14 protein-coding genes are annotated in these 15547 nt (G+C 64.1%); 9 read left to right on the top strand and 5 right to left on the bottom strand.

Annotated features, from left to right (window positions below; translation table 11 throughout):
• Window positions 1-40 precede the first annotated feature (40 nt).
• Window positions 41-1021 carry a DUF1852 domain-containing protein gene (locus BZG29_RS01375; protein WP_077398348.1) on the top strand — a complete coding sequence of 327 codons (981 nt, stop codon included), beginning with the start codon at window positions 41-43 and terminating at the stop codon, window positions 1019-1021.
• A gap of 24 nt (window positions 1022-1045) precedes the next feature.
• Complete coding sequence (locus tag BZG29_RS01370) at window positions 1046-2074, top strand: methionine synthase (protein ID WP_077398347.1); 1029 nt, start codon at window positions 1046-1048, stop codon at window positions 2072-2074.
• 112 nt (window positions 2075-2186) lie between these two features.
• Here BZG29_RS01370 and BZG29_RS01365 read toward each other — a convergent pair whose 3' ends face one another.
• The gene (locus BZG29_RS01365) at window positions 2187-3866 is read right to left on the bottom strand and encodes a methyl-accepting chemotaxis protein (protein ID WP_077398346.1); all 1680 of its coding nucleotides are present in this window, start codon (window positions 3864-3866) and stop codon (window positions 2187-2189) included.
• A gap of 268 nt (window positions 3867-4134) precedes the next feature.
• Between BZG29_RS01365 and BZG29_RS01360 the strand changes: the two genes are divergently transcribed.
• A complete protein-coding gene (locus BZG29_RS01360) occupies window positions 4135-6564 on the top strand; it encodes a DUF3772 domain-containing protein (RefSeq protein ID WP_077398345.1) in 2430 nt (809 codons plus the stop codon).
• A 10-nt stretch (window positions 6565-6574) separates the two neighbouring features.
• Here the strand turns inward: BZG29_RS01360 and BZG29_RS01355 are convergent, their stop codons facing one another.
• Window positions 6575-7063, bottom strand: coding sequence for a DUF2938 domain-containing protein (locus BZG29_RS01355; protein WP_077398344.1), 489 nt, complete (start codon window positions 7061-7063; stop codon window positions 6575-6577).
• Window positions 7064-7126: 63 nt separating this feature from the next.
• Between BZG29_RS01355 and BZG29_RS01350 the strand changes: the two genes are divergently transcribed.
• From BZG29_RS01350 to BZG29_RS01335, 4 genes are all read left to right on the top strand, one after another.
• Entirely contained in the window at window positions 7127-7771 is a 645-nt protein-coding gene (locus BZG29_RS01350) for a metalloregulator ArsR/SmtB family transcription factor (RefSeq protein ID WP_077398343.1), read from the top strand.
• Complete coding sequence (locus tag BZG29_RS01345; RefSeq protein WP_077398342.1) at window positions 7771-8283, top strand: ClbS/DfsB family four-helix bundle protein; 513 nt, start codon at window positions 7771-7773, stop codon at window positions 8281-8283. Before BZG29_RS01350 ends, BZG29_RS01345 begins: the two co-directional genes overlap by 1 nt.
• Before the next feature lie 94 nt (window positions 8284-8377).
• Entirely contained in the window at window positions 8378-10093 is a 1716-nt protein-coding gene (locus tag BZG29_RS01340; RefSeq protein ID WP_077398341.1) for an NAD+ synthase, read from the top strand.
• Complete coding sequence (locus BZG29_RS01335; protein WP_077398340.1) at window positions 10090-11145, top strand: bifunctional nicotinamide-nucleotide adenylyltransferase/Nudix hydroxylase; 1056 nt, start codon at window positions 10090-10092, stop codon at window positions 11143-11145. The genes BZG29_RS01340 and BZG29_RS01335 overlap by 4 nt, the downstream gene beginning before the upstream one ends.
• Before the next feature lie 23 nt (window positions 11146-11168).
• On the opposite strand, the gene BZG29_RS01330 is transcribed toward BZG29_RS01335, so the two are convergent.
• Both BZG29_RS01330 and BZG29_RS01325 read right to left on the bottom strand, forming a co-directional pair.
• Window positions 11169-11996 (bottom strand): hypothetical protein, encoded by an 828-nt coding sequence (locus tag BZG29_RS01330; protein WP_077398339.1) that lies wholly within the window; start codon window positions 11994-11996, stop codon window positions 11169-11171.
• Window positions 11997-12111: 115 nt separating this feature from the next.
• Entirely contained in the window at window positions 12112-13014 is a 903-nt protein-coding gene (locus BZG29_RS01325) for a LysR family transcriptional regulator (protein ID WP_077398338.1), read from the bottom strand.
• 127 nt (window positions 13015-13141) lie between these two features.
• Between BZG29_RS01325 and BZG29_RS01320 the strand changes: the two genes are divergently transcribed.
• Together BZG29_RS01320 and BZG29_RS01315 are read left to right on the top strand one after the other, a co-directional pair.
• Window positions 13142-14563, top strand: a complete 1422-nt coding sequence (locus BZG29_RS01320; RefSeq protein WP_077398337.1) for an MFS transporter — start codon at window positions 13142-13144, stop codon at window positions 14561-14563.
• On the top strand, window positions 14560-14958 hold the full coding sequence (locus BZG29_RS01315; protein WP_077398336.1) for a hypothetical protein: 399 nt from the start codon (window positions 14560-14562) through the stop codon (window positions 14956-14958). Before BZG29_RS01320 ends, BZG29_RS01315 begins: the two co-directional genes overlap by 4 nt.
• 1 nt (window position 14959) lies before the next feature.
• Here BZG29_RS01315 and BZG29_RS01310 read toward each other — a convergent pair whose 3' ends face one another.
• On the bottom strand, window positions 14960-15535 hold the full coding sequence (locus BZG29_RS01310; RefSeq protein ID WP_077398335.1) for a DUF1349 domain-containing protein: 576 nt from the start codon (window positions 15533-15535) through the stop codon (window positions 14960-14962).
• Between the last annotated feature and the right edge of the window lie 12 nt (window positions 15536-15547).

Below are 15547 nucleotides of genomic sequence, written 5' to 3'. Positions count from 1 at the left end.
CCCATTCACCTTTTCGCAGAAATCAGGACAGCAGATCACCATGAGCAACGACTTTGTATTCAGCATCAAGAGCATTGTTTTCGATGAAAACTATCATCCATCGGACAATACGCGCCTGACGACCAACTTTGCCAATTTGGCCAGGGGAAAGAGCCGCCAGGAGAACTTGCGCAACACCCTGAAAATGATCGACAGCCGCTTCAACAGCCTGGCGCATTGGGACAACCCGAAGGCAGACCGCTACTCGGTCGAACTCGAAATCATTTCCGTCGAGTTGAATATCGATGTCAAAGGCGGCAACATCCCGCTGATCGAGATATTGAAGCCGAATATCATCGATAAAAAAACCGGACAACGCATTGAGGGCATTGCGGGGAATAACTTCTCCTCTTACGTGCGCGATTACGATTTCAGCGTGCTGCTGCCAGAACACAACAATAATCAAGCCACATTCAGCGCACCAGAGGACTTCGGCGATTTTCATGGCAAGCTGTTCAAGCACTTTGTCAGATCCGATGCTTATCAAGAGCGTTTCAGCAAGCCGCCGGTCATCTGCCTCAGCGCTTCGAGCAGCAAGACCTATCAGCGCACGGAAAATCAGCACCCCATCTTGGGCGTCGAGTATCAGCAAAATGAGTTCTCCTCGACGGATGCCTATTTCGAGAAAATGGGCATGCAAGTGCGCTATTTCATGCCGCCAAACAGTGCCGCCCCGCTGGCATTTTATTTTATCGGCGACCTGCTGGCCGACTACAGCAATCTGGAGCTGATCGCCACCATCAGCACGATGGAAACCTTTCAAAAGATTTATCGGCCCGAGATTTACAACGCCAATGCCGCGGCGGGGAAATGCTATCAGCCCAGCCTGAAGAATCAGGATTATTCACTGACGCAGATTGTCTATGACCGGGAAGAGCGCAGCCAGCTGGCCGTCAAGCAGGGCAAATATACGGAAGAGCATTTCATCAAGCCGTACAAGCATATTCTGGAACAATGGGCTGCCGCCACGCTCGTTGATTAATCACAATACACGACATCAATCATCATGAAAAAATTATTACCTACGTCAACTGCCGGCAGTTTGCCCAAACCTTCCTGGCTGGCGCAGCCTGAAAAGCTGTGGTCGCCCTGGAAATTACAGGATGAGGAATTGATTGAGGGCAAACAGGATGCCTTGCGTTTGTCGCTGCAGGAACAACAGCAGGCAGGCATCGATATCGTCAGTGACGGCGAGCAGACCCGCCAGCATTTTGTCACCACGTTTATCGAGCATCTGAGCGGCGTCGATTTTGACAAACGCGAGACCGTCCGCATTCGTGACCGCTACGATGCGAGCGTGCCGACCGTCGTTGGCGCCGTGAGCCGCCCGAAGCCGGTGTTTGTGGACGACGCCAGATTTTTACGCCAGCAAACCACGCAGCCGATCAAATGGGCGCTGCCAGGTCCGATGACGATGATCGATACGCTGTATGACAGCCATTATAAAAGCCGCGAAAAGCTGGCCTGGGAATTCGCCAAGATCCTCAATCAGGAAGCGCGGGAACTGGAGGCGGCCGGCGTCGACATCATCCAGTTTGACGAACCGGCATTCAATGTTTTCTTCGATGAAGTGAACGATTGGGGCATCGCCACCCTGGAGCGGGCAATCGAAGGGCTCAAATGCGAAACGGCCGTGCATATTTGCTATGGTTACGGCATCAAGGCCAATACGGACTGGAAAAATACGCTGGGCTCCGAATGGCGTCAATATGAGGAATCGTTCCCCAAGCTGCAGCAATCGAATATCGACATCATCTCGCTGGAATGCCACAACTCGCGGGTTCCCATCGACTTGATTGAACTCATACGCGGCAAAAAAGTGATGGTCGGCGCCATCGACGTGGCCAGCAATGCCATTGAAACGCCGGAGGAAGTGGCCGACACCCTGCGCAAGGCGCTGCGCTTTGTCGATGCCGACAAACTCTATCCAAGCACCAACTGTGGCATGGCGCCCTTGTCGCGCCGCGTAGCCAGAGGCAAATTGCAAGCGCTCAGTGCCGGCGCGGAGATCATCCGGAGAGAAATCTCGGCCTAGCCGCGCCGTGTCAAACTTGATTGTTTGTTGACATGGATCAGATCGCATAGCAGGAAGCAGCCTATGCTGCATGACGCCACAGGCGCCGAGAGGCACCTGTGGCGTTGCTGTCTTAGAACTCTTCCCAGTCGGATGACGCCGTTGCTGCCGGTACAGCTTTTTTGGCGGCCGGTACGCGCAGGGCGACGGCTTGCTGGCGCGGTACGGTTGTCGCGGCGATTGCCGGCTTGCTTGCCGACGCGCCGGCTTCCAGCTTGAAGGCGCTCACCACCTGCGCCAGGGTAGCCGCCTGCTCCTGCATGGCCGCCGCCGCGGCCGCCGATTCTTCCACCAGGGCCGCGTTTTGCTGGGTAACGTTGTCCATTTCGCTGATGGCCTGGTTGATTTGCTCGATGCCGGCCGTCTGTTCCGCGCTGGCCGAGGTGATTTCTTCCATGATGTCGGTCACGCGGCGCACGCTGTCGACCAGGTCGCTCATGGTGTCGCCCGCTTGGTGCACGAGTTCGCTGCCGGCCGCCACGGTTTGGGTCGAGTCGTCGATCAGGGTCTTGATTTCCTTGGCCGCGGCGGCCGAGCGGTGCGCCAGGCTGCGCACTTCCGTGGCCACGACGGCAAAGCCGCGGCCCTGTTCGCCCGCGCGGGCCGCTTCCACGGCCGCGTTCAAGGCCAGAATATTCGTCTGGAAGGCGATGCCGTCGATGACGCCGATGATGTCGGCAATCTTGTTCGACGAGGCGTCGATTTGCCGCATGGTCGCCACCACTTGCGCGATGACGGCGCCGCCGCGCTGCGCCACGCCGGAGGCCGTGTCGGCCAGCACGTGCGCCTGGCGCGCATTGTCGGCATTCTGTTTGACGGTCGACGTCAGCTCTTCCATGGACGAGGCGGTCTCTTCCAGCGAACTGGCTTGCTGCTCCGTGCGCGCAGACAGGTCCAGGCTGCCTGCCGCCACTTCGGACGAGGCAGAGGCGATCGTTTCCGTGCCGGCGCGCACCGTGCCCACCGTGTGCGCCAGGTTGTCGTTCATGCGCTTCAGTGCCTGCAACAGTTGCCCCATTTCATCGCTCGACTGCACGGCGATCCGGCTGCGCAAATCGCCTGCGGCCACCGTGTTGGCCACCTGCAGCGCCGTGGCGACGGGGCCGGTGATCGAGCGTGTGATGCCGTACGCCAACGCCGCCGCGATGGCCAGCGCCGCCAGCGACATGCCGATCAGCAAGGTGCGCGTGTTGGCATAGGTGGCATTGGCGTTGCCGCCCGCCGTGGTGGCCAGGGTGTTTTGCAAGCTGATCTGTTCGGCAATCAATTGTTTATATATAAGTAATACGGGGCGCAGCTGGCCGTACAGGTAGGCGCTGCTGTCGTCCGGCGTGCCGCTCCTGATCAGTTCAAGCAAGGCTTCCTGCCCCTGCGCATAGCGCGTGTTGGCGTCGTTCATCTTCGCCAGCAAGGCCTGTTCGCGCTCGGAATCGAGCATGTTCGCGAGCTTGCCGAGATTGCCGGCCGCCGCCTGGCGCGCAGCCAGGATGGCGTCGGTCTGCTTGCGCTGGTCGGCCGGATCGGCGCTGAGCATCATGTTGCGCAGGGCAATGGCGATGTCGTTGATGTTGGCCGACACGCTGTTGGCGAGCGCAATCTTCGGCATGCTGTCATGCACGATATGGCCGGTGCCCTGGTTGATCTTGCCCAGCATGGCGATGCCCAGGCAAGAGATAATGATCAGCATGGCGCCGATGGCGCCAAAGCCTGTGGCAAGGCGTGTGCCGATGGTCAGGTGGGATAAAAACTTCATGGCTGTCTCAATACGGAGGGAATGGTGAAAAGGTCGGCGGCGTGCAGATGGGTGCCGCGCCGCCAAGCGGACGACGATCCTAGACCTTTTTGAATGATATTTCCATAGGGCAATATGCCTAGTCGCGCCTGGAAGCACACGCCAGTTCCGCCTATCCTGCGGCTTGCCCGCGTTTTCAGCTATATTGGCAGGCACCCGCCGGGCAGCACGCCATGACCGGCGGCACCGCCAATCCGGCCGTTTTTCTCCTTTTCAGCCATAGGTCCGCATGACTTCTTTCCGTCTCCGTTTCTTCCCTTTCCTGCTGGCGTTGTTGCTGGCGTGCTCGCTGGCCGCGCCGCCCGCCTGGTCGCAGCCCGTCGATGACGCCGCCACGGCCGACCAGCGCCTCGACGGCTTGCGCAAGCAAATTACCGGCATCCAGAAGGCGCTCGATGGCGAGGCGGAGCTCGATGACGCGACCCTGTCGCAGATGCGCGCCGATGCGCTGGCGGCCAGCGCCGAAGCGGACAAGGTGGCCGAGGCGCTCGCGCCGACATTGTCGAGCGTGCAGGCGCGGCTCGCCGAGCTGGGCAAGCCGGCGGCGGGGGTAAAAGATGCGCCCGACGTGGCGGCGCAGCGCAGCCAGCTGGACCGCACCAGCAGCGCACTCGATGCGCAGGTGAAACTGGCGCGCTTGCTGGCCGTGGAAGCGACGCAGGCCTCGGAGCAAGTGTCGACGGTGCGCCGCGCGCAGTTGCAGGCGCGCCTGGGCGAGCGCACGGCGTCGATTTTGGCTGGTTCTTTCTGGAAACAGCTGCATGCGGAATTGCCGCAGAACTTGCAGCGCCTGCGGGCGCTGGAGCTGGAGCTGGCGAACGCGGCCAGCGCCACGCCGTGGTCGGCCTGGGGCGGCTTGCTGGCCGGCATCGTGGCCGTGATCGGCGCCAGCATCTGGGCCTCGCGCTACCTGCTGGTGGTCACGGCCACGCGCGTGCCGCATGGCCGCTTGCGCCGCTCGCTGCATGCACTGGCCGTGCTGGTGCTGGCGCTGGCCACGCCGGGACTGGTGGCGGAATTGCTGGCCATGGGCTTGCGCTGGGACGGCGGCCTGTCGGACAAAACCTCGACTTTTCTCAGCAGCTTGATCGGCATCATCTGTTTTGCCGGTTTTACGGCGGGACTGGGCCACGCGCTGCTGTCGCCACGGCGCGTGTCGTGGCGTTTGCTGCCCCTGCCCGACGCGCTGGCGCACCGCATGCGCAATTTTCCATCGATGTTTTCCTTCATCGTCGTGCTCGTGTGGGCGACGGAACGGGTCACCATCGTCATCAATGCGGGCCTGTCGACGGCCGTGGCCGTCAACTGCATCGTGGCCCTGGTGATGAGCACGACCATCGCCTACGGCTTGATGCGCGCCGAGCGCTGCTGGCGGCAGCTGCGCGAGGCCGATCCCGCCACCCTGGTCACGCCGCTGTGGCTGCGCTGCGTCACGGTGCTGCTGTGGCTGGCGCTGGCGTCCAGCGTCATCAGTTTGCTGGTCGGCTATGTGGCGTTCGGCAGTTTTGTCGCCAAGCAAATCGCCTGGGTCATCGTGGTGCTGTGCAGCACCTATCTGCTGACGGTGCTGGTCGACGATATCTGCATGCTGCTGGCGTCCACGCCGCCGCCGCCGGACGCCGCCCACCCCGTGCTGGCCACGCCCAAGGCGCGCGACCAGGCGGCCGTGTTGCTGTCGGGCATAGGCCGCGCCATCGTCGTGCTGCTGGCCCTGATGCTGCTGCTGGCGCCGTTCGGTGAAGGGCCGGGCGAGCTGTTCCAGCGGGTCGGCAAGCTGCAGGATGGCCTGGCCATCGGCGAGGTGGCGATCCGCCCTGGCGCGCTGATCCAGGCCCTGCTGGTGCTGCTCGCCGGTTTTGTTGCGCTGGGCCTGTTCAAGCGCTGGCTGCAAAACAGTTATTTGCCGACCACGAATCTCGATTCCGGCATGCAAGTGTCGTTCATCACGCTGTTCGGCTACATCGGCGGCGTGCTGGCCGTGGCGCTGGCCCTGTCGGCCGCCGGCATCGGCCTGGAACGCATCGCGTGGGTGGCGTCGGCCTTGTCGGTGGGTATCGGTTTTGGCTTGCAGGCGGTGGTGCAGAACTTCGTTTCCGGCCTGATTTTATTGGCCGAACGTCCGGTGAAAGTGGGCGACTGGGTGTCACTCGGCGGCGTGGAGGGCGACATTCGCCGCATCAACGTGCGCGCCACGGAAATTCAGCTGAGCGACCGCTCGACGGTGATCGTGCCGAACTCGGAATTCATCACCAAGACGGTGCGCAACGTCACCCTGGCCAATCCGCTGGGCCTGGTGCAAGTCAAGCTGCCGTTGCCGCTGGGCACGGATGCGCAAGCGGCGCGCGCGCTGATCCTGTCCGCGTTTGTCGACAATCCCGACGTGCTCGACACGCCGGCGCCCAGCGTGCAGCTCGACGGCATCGACAATGGCTTGTTGCTGTTCAACGCCACCGGCTATGCCTCGTCGCCGCGCCTGACGTCGGGCATCCGCAGCGCCCTGCTGTTCGAGCTGCTCAAGCGCCTGGACGAGGCGCATATCGCGATCGCCAAGCCCAGCACGATGGTGTTGAGCACCGTGCCGGCGCAGCCGGAGACGCCGGCCATGTCGGCCGCGGTACCGGCCCCTGTGGCCGCGCCCGTGCCGCCGCTGACGAGCTAGCCGGCAGAAGTCAGCGCACGGTCGACCACAGCAGCGCCGCCAGGTACAGGCCGATGCCGAACACCGTGTGGGCCATCAGGCTGCGCAGGCGGGCGGCGTTCGGATGCGGCGTCTTGCTGGCGGCCAGGCCGGCGCCCATGCCAGGCTGCAAGATGCAAAACGGCGCGGCCACGCTCACCAGGCCCGCCAGCAGGGCCGGCGCGAACGTCGGCCCTTGCACCCACTTCTCGCCCACCAGCGCCAGCAGCACGACCGCAAACAGCACGCCGATCGCATAGTGAGCCGTCCAGCCCAGGATGGCTTCATCGCGCACGGGCGCCGCCTGGGCGATGTTGGCGTGGGTCACCGTGCCGCGCGGCAGATGGCCGAGCCAGCGCCCTACCATCGCAAAGTTCAGCGAGGGAATGCACCAGAAGCGTTTTAACGCCACCGCCCACACATCCATCACCGCCGTCGCGCCCACGCCGATCGCCAGCGCATCGAGCCAGAGTATTTGCATCGTGTCTCCCTTATAACATTCAATTGATTGCTTGAATGTTATAAGGGTGCTAGCATCGTGTCAATGAAAAATGCCGATATCGAATTGCTTGCCGGTTCCGCCGGGTTTGCCCATATTTTAGGCAGCGCGCCGCGTTTGCGTCTGCTCGAACAGATCGCGCACGGCGAATATGCGGTGGAGCAGCTGGTGGAGTTGACGGGCCTGTCCGTGGCGAATACCTCGCAGCATTTGCAGCAGCTGCGGCGCGCCGGTTTCGTGCTGGCGCGGCGTGACGGCAAGCGCGTGCTGTACCGCCTGGGCAGCGGCCCTGTGATGCAGTTGCTCGATGCGCTGGAGCTGTATGCGCAGCACCAGCGCAGCGAATTGCAGGCGCTGGGCCGGGGCGAGCACGTGGAAGCGATCACGGGCGATGAGTTGCTGGAACGCATGCAGGAAGCCAGCATCACCGTGCTCGACGTGCGGCCCGCGCAGGAATTTGCCGCCGGCCACTTGCCCGGGGCGATCAATATTCCGTTTGACGACTTGCAGCGCCGCCTGGGCGAATTGCCCGCGAACGCAGAGATCGCCGCCTACTGCCGCGGCCCGTATTGCGTGCTGTCCGTGCAGGCCGTGGCGGCCCTGCGCCAGCACGGCTTGCCTGCGCGCCGCCTCGGCAGCGGCTACGACGACTGGCAGGCGGCCGGCTTGCCGGTGATCCGGGCGGCGTGATGGCGATCCCGAACAGCAAGCAGGAACTGGTCGAGGCGATTACCACTACGTACGCGAAACTGGCGCAGGAGCTGGCACGCGTGCCGCAGGCCTTGGCGCGCGATCCCGTGCTGGAGGGGCAAGTGAAAGGCACGCGCATGAGCGTGTGCGATCTGCTCGCCTACCTGGTGGGCTGGAATGAGCTGGTCCTGCACTGGCACGCGCAGCTGCGCGACGGAAAAAGTATGGCCGACATCGTCTTTCCCGCCGAAGGTTTCACGTGGAACGCTCTCGGCGCTCTGGCGCAGCGCTTCTATGCCGACTATGCTGGCCTCAGCATGGACGACTTGCTGCAGCGTCTGGAACAGGCGAAAAACCAACTGCTGGCGCTGATCGACGCCCATGACGATGCGCAATTGTATGGCCAGCCCTGGTACACGCACTACACGATGGGGCGCATGATCCAGTTCAATACGGCGTCACCGTATGCGAATGCGCGCACGCGCTTGCGGGCCTGGCTGAAGACCTTGTAGCAAGCAATCGGCAAGCTTGCACGATTGCATCAGTACGCTCAGAAAATTTTTCAGGCAGGATAGTGGTTTCAAGCGTAACCAATGAAAGATCGCCATGCTGACCATCGCCCTCGCCCAGATGAATCCCACCGTGGGCGACTTCGACGCCAATTGTGCCGCCATCATCGTGCGCATGGGCCGCGCCAGCAGCGATGGCGCCGACCTGCTCGTGTGCCCCGAGTTGTCGCTGTGCGCGTATTACCCGGGCGACCTGTTCGAGGACGCCGCCTTCCTGCGCGACATGCAGCAGGCGCTGAATCAGTTGCTGGAGGCCTCCACGCGCTGGCCTGCGCTGGTCACCGTCATCGGCACGGCGCGGCCCAATCCCGGCGTCGGCAAGCCCCTGTACAACGCCTTGCTGGCGATCCGCGACGGGCATATCGTCGCCGAATACTACAAGCAGCTGCTGCCGACCTACGGCATCTTCGACGAGGGCCGGCATTTCGAGCCCGGTCCGCCCGGCGCCTGCACCCTCGATATCGCCGGCTGCAAGGTCGGTTTCATGATTTGCGAGGATGGCTGGAACGACGATGGCCGCGCCTACGCCGTCAATCCGTTCGAATCCCTGCACGCGGCGCGGCCCGACCTGGTCGTCAGCATCAACGCCAGCCCGTCCGACATCGGCAAGCGCGCGCAGCGCCACGCCGTGTTCGGCGCCGCCTGCGCGCGCGTGAACTTGCCTTTGCTCTTCGTCAACCAGGTGGGTGGCCAGGACCAGCTCGTGTTCGACGGCGCCTCGTTCGCCATGTCCCCCACCCTCGGCGTGCAATTCGAGGCGGCCCGCTTCGTCGAGGATTTCCAGCTGCTGCGTTTTGCCGGCGGCGGTTTTACGCGCACGGATGGCGTGGCGTTTCCCGTGCCCGACCCGGACGGCATCCCCGCCGTGGAATTTGCGCGGCGCCAGATCGTGCTCGGTTTGCGCGATTACGCGCGCCGCTGCCGCTTTACGCAAGTCGTCGTCGGCTGCTCGGGCGGCATCGATTCGGCGCTGACCCTGGCCTTGGCCGTGGAAGCCCTGGGCGCCGACAATGTGGCGGCCATTACCATGCCGTCCGTGTTTTCCAGCGCCGGCTCCGTCACCGATTCCGTCGCCCTGTGCGCCAACCTGGGCATCGCCTTGAGCACGCATGCCATCCGCGACATCGTGGCGCAATACGAAGCCGGCTATGCCCAAGTCTTCGACGGCAAGCTGCAAGGGCTGCCGCTGGAAAATCTGCAGGCGCGGGTGCGCGGCACCATCCTGATGGAATACTCGAACGCCTTCGGCGCCCTGCTGCTCACCACCGGCAACAAGAGCGAAATCTCGGTTGGCTACTGCACCCTGTATGGCGACACGAACGGGGGACTGGGATTGATCGGCGACCTGTATAAAACGGAGGTGTTCGCCCTGTCGCGCCACCTCAACGCCAGTGCCGGGCGCGAACTGATCCCCGTCGCCGTGCTCGACAAACCCCCGTCGGCGGAACTGGCGCCGGGCCAGCGCGACACCGACAGCTTGCCGCCCTACCCCGTGCTCGATGAAATCTTGAAATGGCATATCGAGGGACGCCGCCTGCCGACGCAAGAAAGCGCGCAAGCCTTGACCCTGGTCGACCAGCTGCGCGAGACGGACGAGGGGCGCGCACTGGTGACGCGCATCTTCGGCATGGTCGCCCGCAATGAATACAAACGGCGCCAGGCGGCGCCCATCATCCGCGTGCGTTCGCGCGCGTTTGGCAGCGGGCGTCAATTGCCGATCGCCGCCCACTACCCCACCGGAGACGACGCATGACCTTATCCTATTCCGCCGACGCGGCCATCCTGATCGGCCGCTTCCAGCCTTTTCACAATGGCCATGCGGGCTTGCTGCAGAAGGCGCTGGCCACCGCCGCCAGCGTCGTGGTGGTGCTCGGTTCCGCCTTCCATGCGCGCAGTCCCAAAAACCCGTTTACGTGGCAGGAGCGGGCCGCCATGATCGCCGCAACGTTACCCGAGGCGCAGCGCGCGCGCGTGCATTACGTGGCCGTGCGCGATTACTACGACGATGGCCTGTGGGCCGACGCCGTGCGGCGCGCTGTGGCGGGCGCCGTGCCCGCGGTGCAGCGCGTCACCCTGGTGGCCTGCTTCAAGGACGCCACCAGTTATTATCTGCACCATTTCCCGCACTGGCAGTTGCTCAACCTGGAGATCGATCCCGGTGCGCCCATCGGCGCGACGGCCATCCGCAACGTGCTGTTCGAGGCGGAAGACGTGGACGTGTCGCTGAGCGCCGTGGCGCAGCTGCTGCCGGCGGCCATCGGCCAGTACTTAAAAGCGTGGACCTTGTTGCCGTGGTACGCGCCGCTGGTGCAGGAATACCGCGCCATCGAAGCGTACAAGGCGCGCTGGCGCGTGGCGCCGTATCCGCCCATCTTCACCACCGTCGACGCGCTGGTGCAGACGGGCGGCCACGTCTTGCTGGTGCGCCGCGGCGGCTATCCGGGCAAGGGCTTGTGGGCGCTGCCCGGTGGCTTCCTGGAGCCGCGCGAACGGCTGCTGCAGGGCGCCCTGCGCGAACTGGCGGAAGAAACCCAGCTGGGCGTGCTGGCGCCCACCCTGGTCGAGGCGCTGGTCGGCGTGGCCGTGTTCGACCATCCGGACCGCAGCCAGCGCGGGCGCACCATCACGCATGCGCATTACTTCGACTTGAAGACGCGCCAGCTGCCGGCCGTGACGGCGGCCGACGATGCGGCGCTGGCGCAGTGGGTGCCGGTGAGCGCCCTGCCGGCCATGGAAGAGCAATTCTTCGAAGACCACTTCCACATCCTGAACCACTTCCTCAAGCTCACGCACGAGGGGCGCTGACAGAGCCATCCCCTCGCCGCGCGTCAGGACGTGATGCGCTCCCAGCCGTGTTTGATGGCCGCCTTGAAGTTGTCCCACGCCGATTGCGGATACGTGTGCTCCCACGTGGAACGCAGCTCCGCTTCCACTTCATCCCACGGGCGGCCCCGGTAGCTGTCGCTGTTCGCCATCGAATGGCCATAGCGGTAGGCGGGATCGTAGTCCTCGAAGCGCGCGCCGGTGGCGACATAGGTGGCGCTCCAGTGGTTGCGGTAGTACTGCTCGTCGTCGTAGCTGGTGCCCGGCAGGTTGTCGGCGCTGGGGTAGCGGCGCGCGTTGGCGCCCGTGCCGGATGACGGCGGCGCCATGCCGCCCGCAAATTGCTGCGATGCTGCCGTCTCGTTCAGGTTGCCGGTCGACGCGCCCTGCTGCGATGGCGCGCCCGATTGCATGCTGGCGCCCTGGCGCCGCGCGCTGTCGTCTTGCGGCGCGCCCTGCCAGCCGCCGGCGCGCCAGTGCTCGGCGTGCGCATCGATGTCGAGCGGCGCGTAGCGCTCGACGAGGTCGGTGGCGCGCTGGATATCGGCGTCGCTCGCCCCTTCCAGTGTCAGCACGACATGCCCGCGCCGCACGGCTTCCGCATAGATGTGGCGGTCGGCGTGGCTGCCGAACAGGTCCGTGAAGAAATGCTTGACGCTGTCGAGCAGGCTGTCGCTGTCGTCGCGGCGGATGTTTTCCGTGGCGGAAAAGTCGTCACTGCCCGCATCGTGCAGGCGGATGTTGGCGCCGGGAAAGCCCGCCGTGATCAGGTCGTGCCGGGCGCGCTCGGCCATGTCGCGCACGGCGAAAACTGCTGCCAATGTATGTGCCATGATGGTCTCCAATCGGTGAACAACGTCCCTTCAGTGTAGGCCGTGCAAAACGAAAGGGGCGCCCGTTTGCCCCTTGGAAACCGTTATTTTTGTCAAATAGTGACGAAGTGACATATCAATCCGGCGTACCGACGAACACGCGCAAGAAGTCGATAAAGGCGCGCACTTTTTCCGCAATATGCTGGGTGTTCGGATACACGGCATACACGCCCTGTTCCGGGAAGACGACGTCGGGCAGCAGGCGGCGCAGGCGTCCCGCGCGCACCTCCCCTTCCACCTGCCATTGCGGCAGCAGGGCCACGCCGCAGCCGCCCAGGGCAAAGCCCAGCAGGGCCGAGGCGGAGTCGGAATGGATGGCGGCGTCGTCCTGCGCGACGAAGGCGGCGGGGCCGTCCGGCGTGTGCACGTCCCAGCGCAGGGGCGTAGCGAGGCGGCTGTGCGCCAGCCAGCGCGCGCGCTGCAAGTCGGACAAGGTGGCGATGTCCCGGCCGGGCAGGCTGGCCAGGTAGGCGGGCGAGGCGACGGGCCAGATCGCATACGGCTCGATCAGCGCGGCGCGGTAGCTCGAATCGTTGAGGGAACCCATGCGGATGGCCAGGTCGTAGCCGCCCGAGATCAGGTCTTCATGCGAGGACGACGAGGAATGCTGGATCTGCAGCTGCGGATGGGCGGCGGCAAAGGCGATCAGCGCGGGGATCACCGTACGGCTGCCGTATTCGACGGTGGTGGTCAGGCGCAGGGTGCCGCGCAAGCCCTGGTGCCCCTGGCGCGCCGTCTCGATGGCGCCCTGGGCTTCGCTCAGCACGCGCTGGCAATCCTCGTAAAAGCGCCGTCCCACGTCGGTCAGCGCCAGGCTGCGCGTGCTGCGCGTCAGCAGCGACACGCCCAGCTCCGCTTCCAGCTGTTTCAAGTTAAAACTGACGACGGCCTTGCTCTGGCCCAGCACGGCGGCGGCGGCCGTCAGCGAGCCGGCGTCGACGATGGCGATAAAAATACCCAGGCGGTCGAGACTGATCATAAATAAAAATGAGTAAACATGCGGATTCCAGCGGTTTGTCAAAATTTCTTTGACAGTGTAATCGGGGCTGGCCCGTTACGCAAATGGCGCCGGGCGCTTAAGCTGGCCGTTTGCCATTCGGAGCACCATGGACTATCGCAAAAAGGTCGCGGCCATCTATCTGCTGGGGTTTTTCGTCGACCTGATCAACATGTTCATCACCAGCGTCGCCTATCCCGACATCGGCCATGCCCTGCACGCCTCGGTGGCGCAGCTGGCCTGGATCAGCACCGCCTACATCCTTGGCCTGACCATCGTCATCCCCGCCAGCGCCTGGCTGGCTGCCTATTATGGCAGCAAAACCGTGTTCATGGCATCGTTGCTAACTTTTTTATGCGCCAGCATCGGCGCCGGCCTGGCGCCCTCGATCGAGGCGCTGATCGCCTGGCGCTGCGTGCAGGGCCTGGGCGGCGGCTTGCTGATCCCGCTGGGGCAAAGCATGACTTACCAGCTGTATCAGCCGGCCGAGCGCCCCGGCCTGTCGTCCGTCATCATGCTGGTGGGCTTGCTGGCGCCCGCCCTGTCGCCCGCCTTGGGCGGCGTGATCGTCGACAGCCTGTCGTGGCGCTGGATTTTTTATTTGAACGTGCCGTTTGCCGCGCTGGCGCTGCTGCTGGCCGCCTGCTGGCTGCGTCCCGACCCGCCGCGCGCGGCCGTGCCCCGTCTCGACGTGGCCGGCCTTGTGGCGGGCAGCACAGCCATCCTTTTGCTGTTGCTGGGCTTGACGATGCTGGGCACGCCCGGCGATGGCCTGGCTGGCGCCGGCGTGCTGGCGCTGGGCGCCGCCTGCGCCTGGATCTACGTGCGCGGCGCGCTGCGCAAGTCGACGCCGCTGCTCAACCTGCGCCTGGCCGCCGAACCGCTGCTGCGCATCGCCATGCTGATGTACCTGCTGGTGCCGGGCGTGTTCATGGGGGTGAGCCTGCTGGCCATGCTGTACCTGCAGGGCGTGCTGGGCATGTCGGCATCGACGGCGGGCGCGCTGATGCTGCCGTGGGCGCTGGCCTCGTTTGCGGCCATCTCGCTCACGGGTAAAAGCTACCGCCGCTTGGGGCCGCAACCCTTGTTCATCTTTGGCGCGCTGCTGCAGGCGGCGGGCATGCTGATGCTGCTGCGGGTGGATGCGGCGGGCCAGCTGTTCTGGCTGGCCGGCGCGTATGCCGTGATGGGCTTTGGCGGCGGCTTGTGCAGCAGCACGGCGCAAAGCACGGCGTTTTTGCGCACGCCGGACGGGCAGCTGAGCCAGGCCAGCGCCGTGTGGAATATCAACCGCCAGCTGGGATTTTGCCTGGGCGTGGCGCTGCTGAGCGTACTGCTCAACGGCTTGCTGGCGGCGCAGGGAATTTCGACGCTGGACGACCCCGCCCAGCATGCGCGCGCGGCGCAGGTGTTTCACTGGTGTTTTGCGCTGGCCGCCGTCTCGTGCGTGCTGCCGCTGGCGCTGTGCCTGCGCATCGATAACCGCGCCGTTCTCGACCTTTTACATCACCATGGAGCAAGCAAAAAATGAACGCTACGAATCCTTATTTTGACGACGTGTTATCCACGCATGTGCTGATCCGCGAGTGGCTCTCTGGCGTAGCCACGGCACCCGAACATTGCGCCGATTTGCTCGCGCGTTTTTCGCCCGGTTACACGATGGTGTCGCCCGGCGGCAAGCAGCTCGATCATGCTGGCTTGACGGCGTTTTTCCAGGGCGCCGGCGGCAGCCGTCCGGGCCTCATCATGCGTATTTCCGACCTGATATTGATCCAGGACAACGCCGCCGGCGCCAGCGTGACTTACCGCGAGTATCAATCGCTGCCGGGGGGAGAAAATACGGAGCGGCTGTCGACCGTCGTGTATGAGAAGACACCGGCTGGAACGCTGCTGTGGCGCCATCTGCACGAAACGTGGGTGGTTTAATTTAACTCAAATCATGCAAGCCTTTTTGCTGCGCCGGACCGATGGAAAACCGGGAAAACGCCACCTCCAGGCCACCCCGTTCCGGCGTGCAGCACATGGGTCCGACGCGGTAGCTGGCGGCCTCGGGAAATGGTGCCAGGCGCAGCAGCGGCCAGCGCTGGCCATCGGTCGAATACTGGACGCGGATCACGCCTTGCGCCACCGTCACGCGCAGCCAGAAACCGTCCGGCATGGCGGGCGCGCTGCTGACGGCCCAGTCGGATTTGTCCTGCGTCAACACCGTGCTCAATAAGAGCTGGCCGTCGGAAAATTCGACGCCGCATTTGATCCAGTTTTGCGCGTCGATGCGCACCATCATGCCGGCCTGGTCGTACAGCGCCGCATACTGCGCCGCCACGTGCAGCTGCGCCGTAAAATCGCCATGGATTTCAGTGCCGAAAAAATGGCCGCTGTCGCGGATAAAACCATACGAGGTCTTGCGCCAGAAATCCGTGTTCGCATCCGTCGTCACGCGCAATTGCGCGCCGTCGGCGGACCAGTTTTCCGGTGGATTGAGCCAGCTGCCTTGCGTGAACATCGCGTGCCTTTC

Origin of the sequence: Janthinobacterium sp. LM6 (assembly GCF_002002885.1) — a bacterium.
In the GTDB taxonomy this organism is placed as follows: domain Bacteria; phylum Pseudomonadota; class Gammaproteobacteria; order Burkholderiales; family Burkholderiaceae_D; genus Janthinobacterium; species Janthinobacterium kumbetense.
The sequence above is the reverse complement of the archived record's forward strand: the minus strand, read 5'-3'. Positions and strand labels throughout refer to the sequence as shown.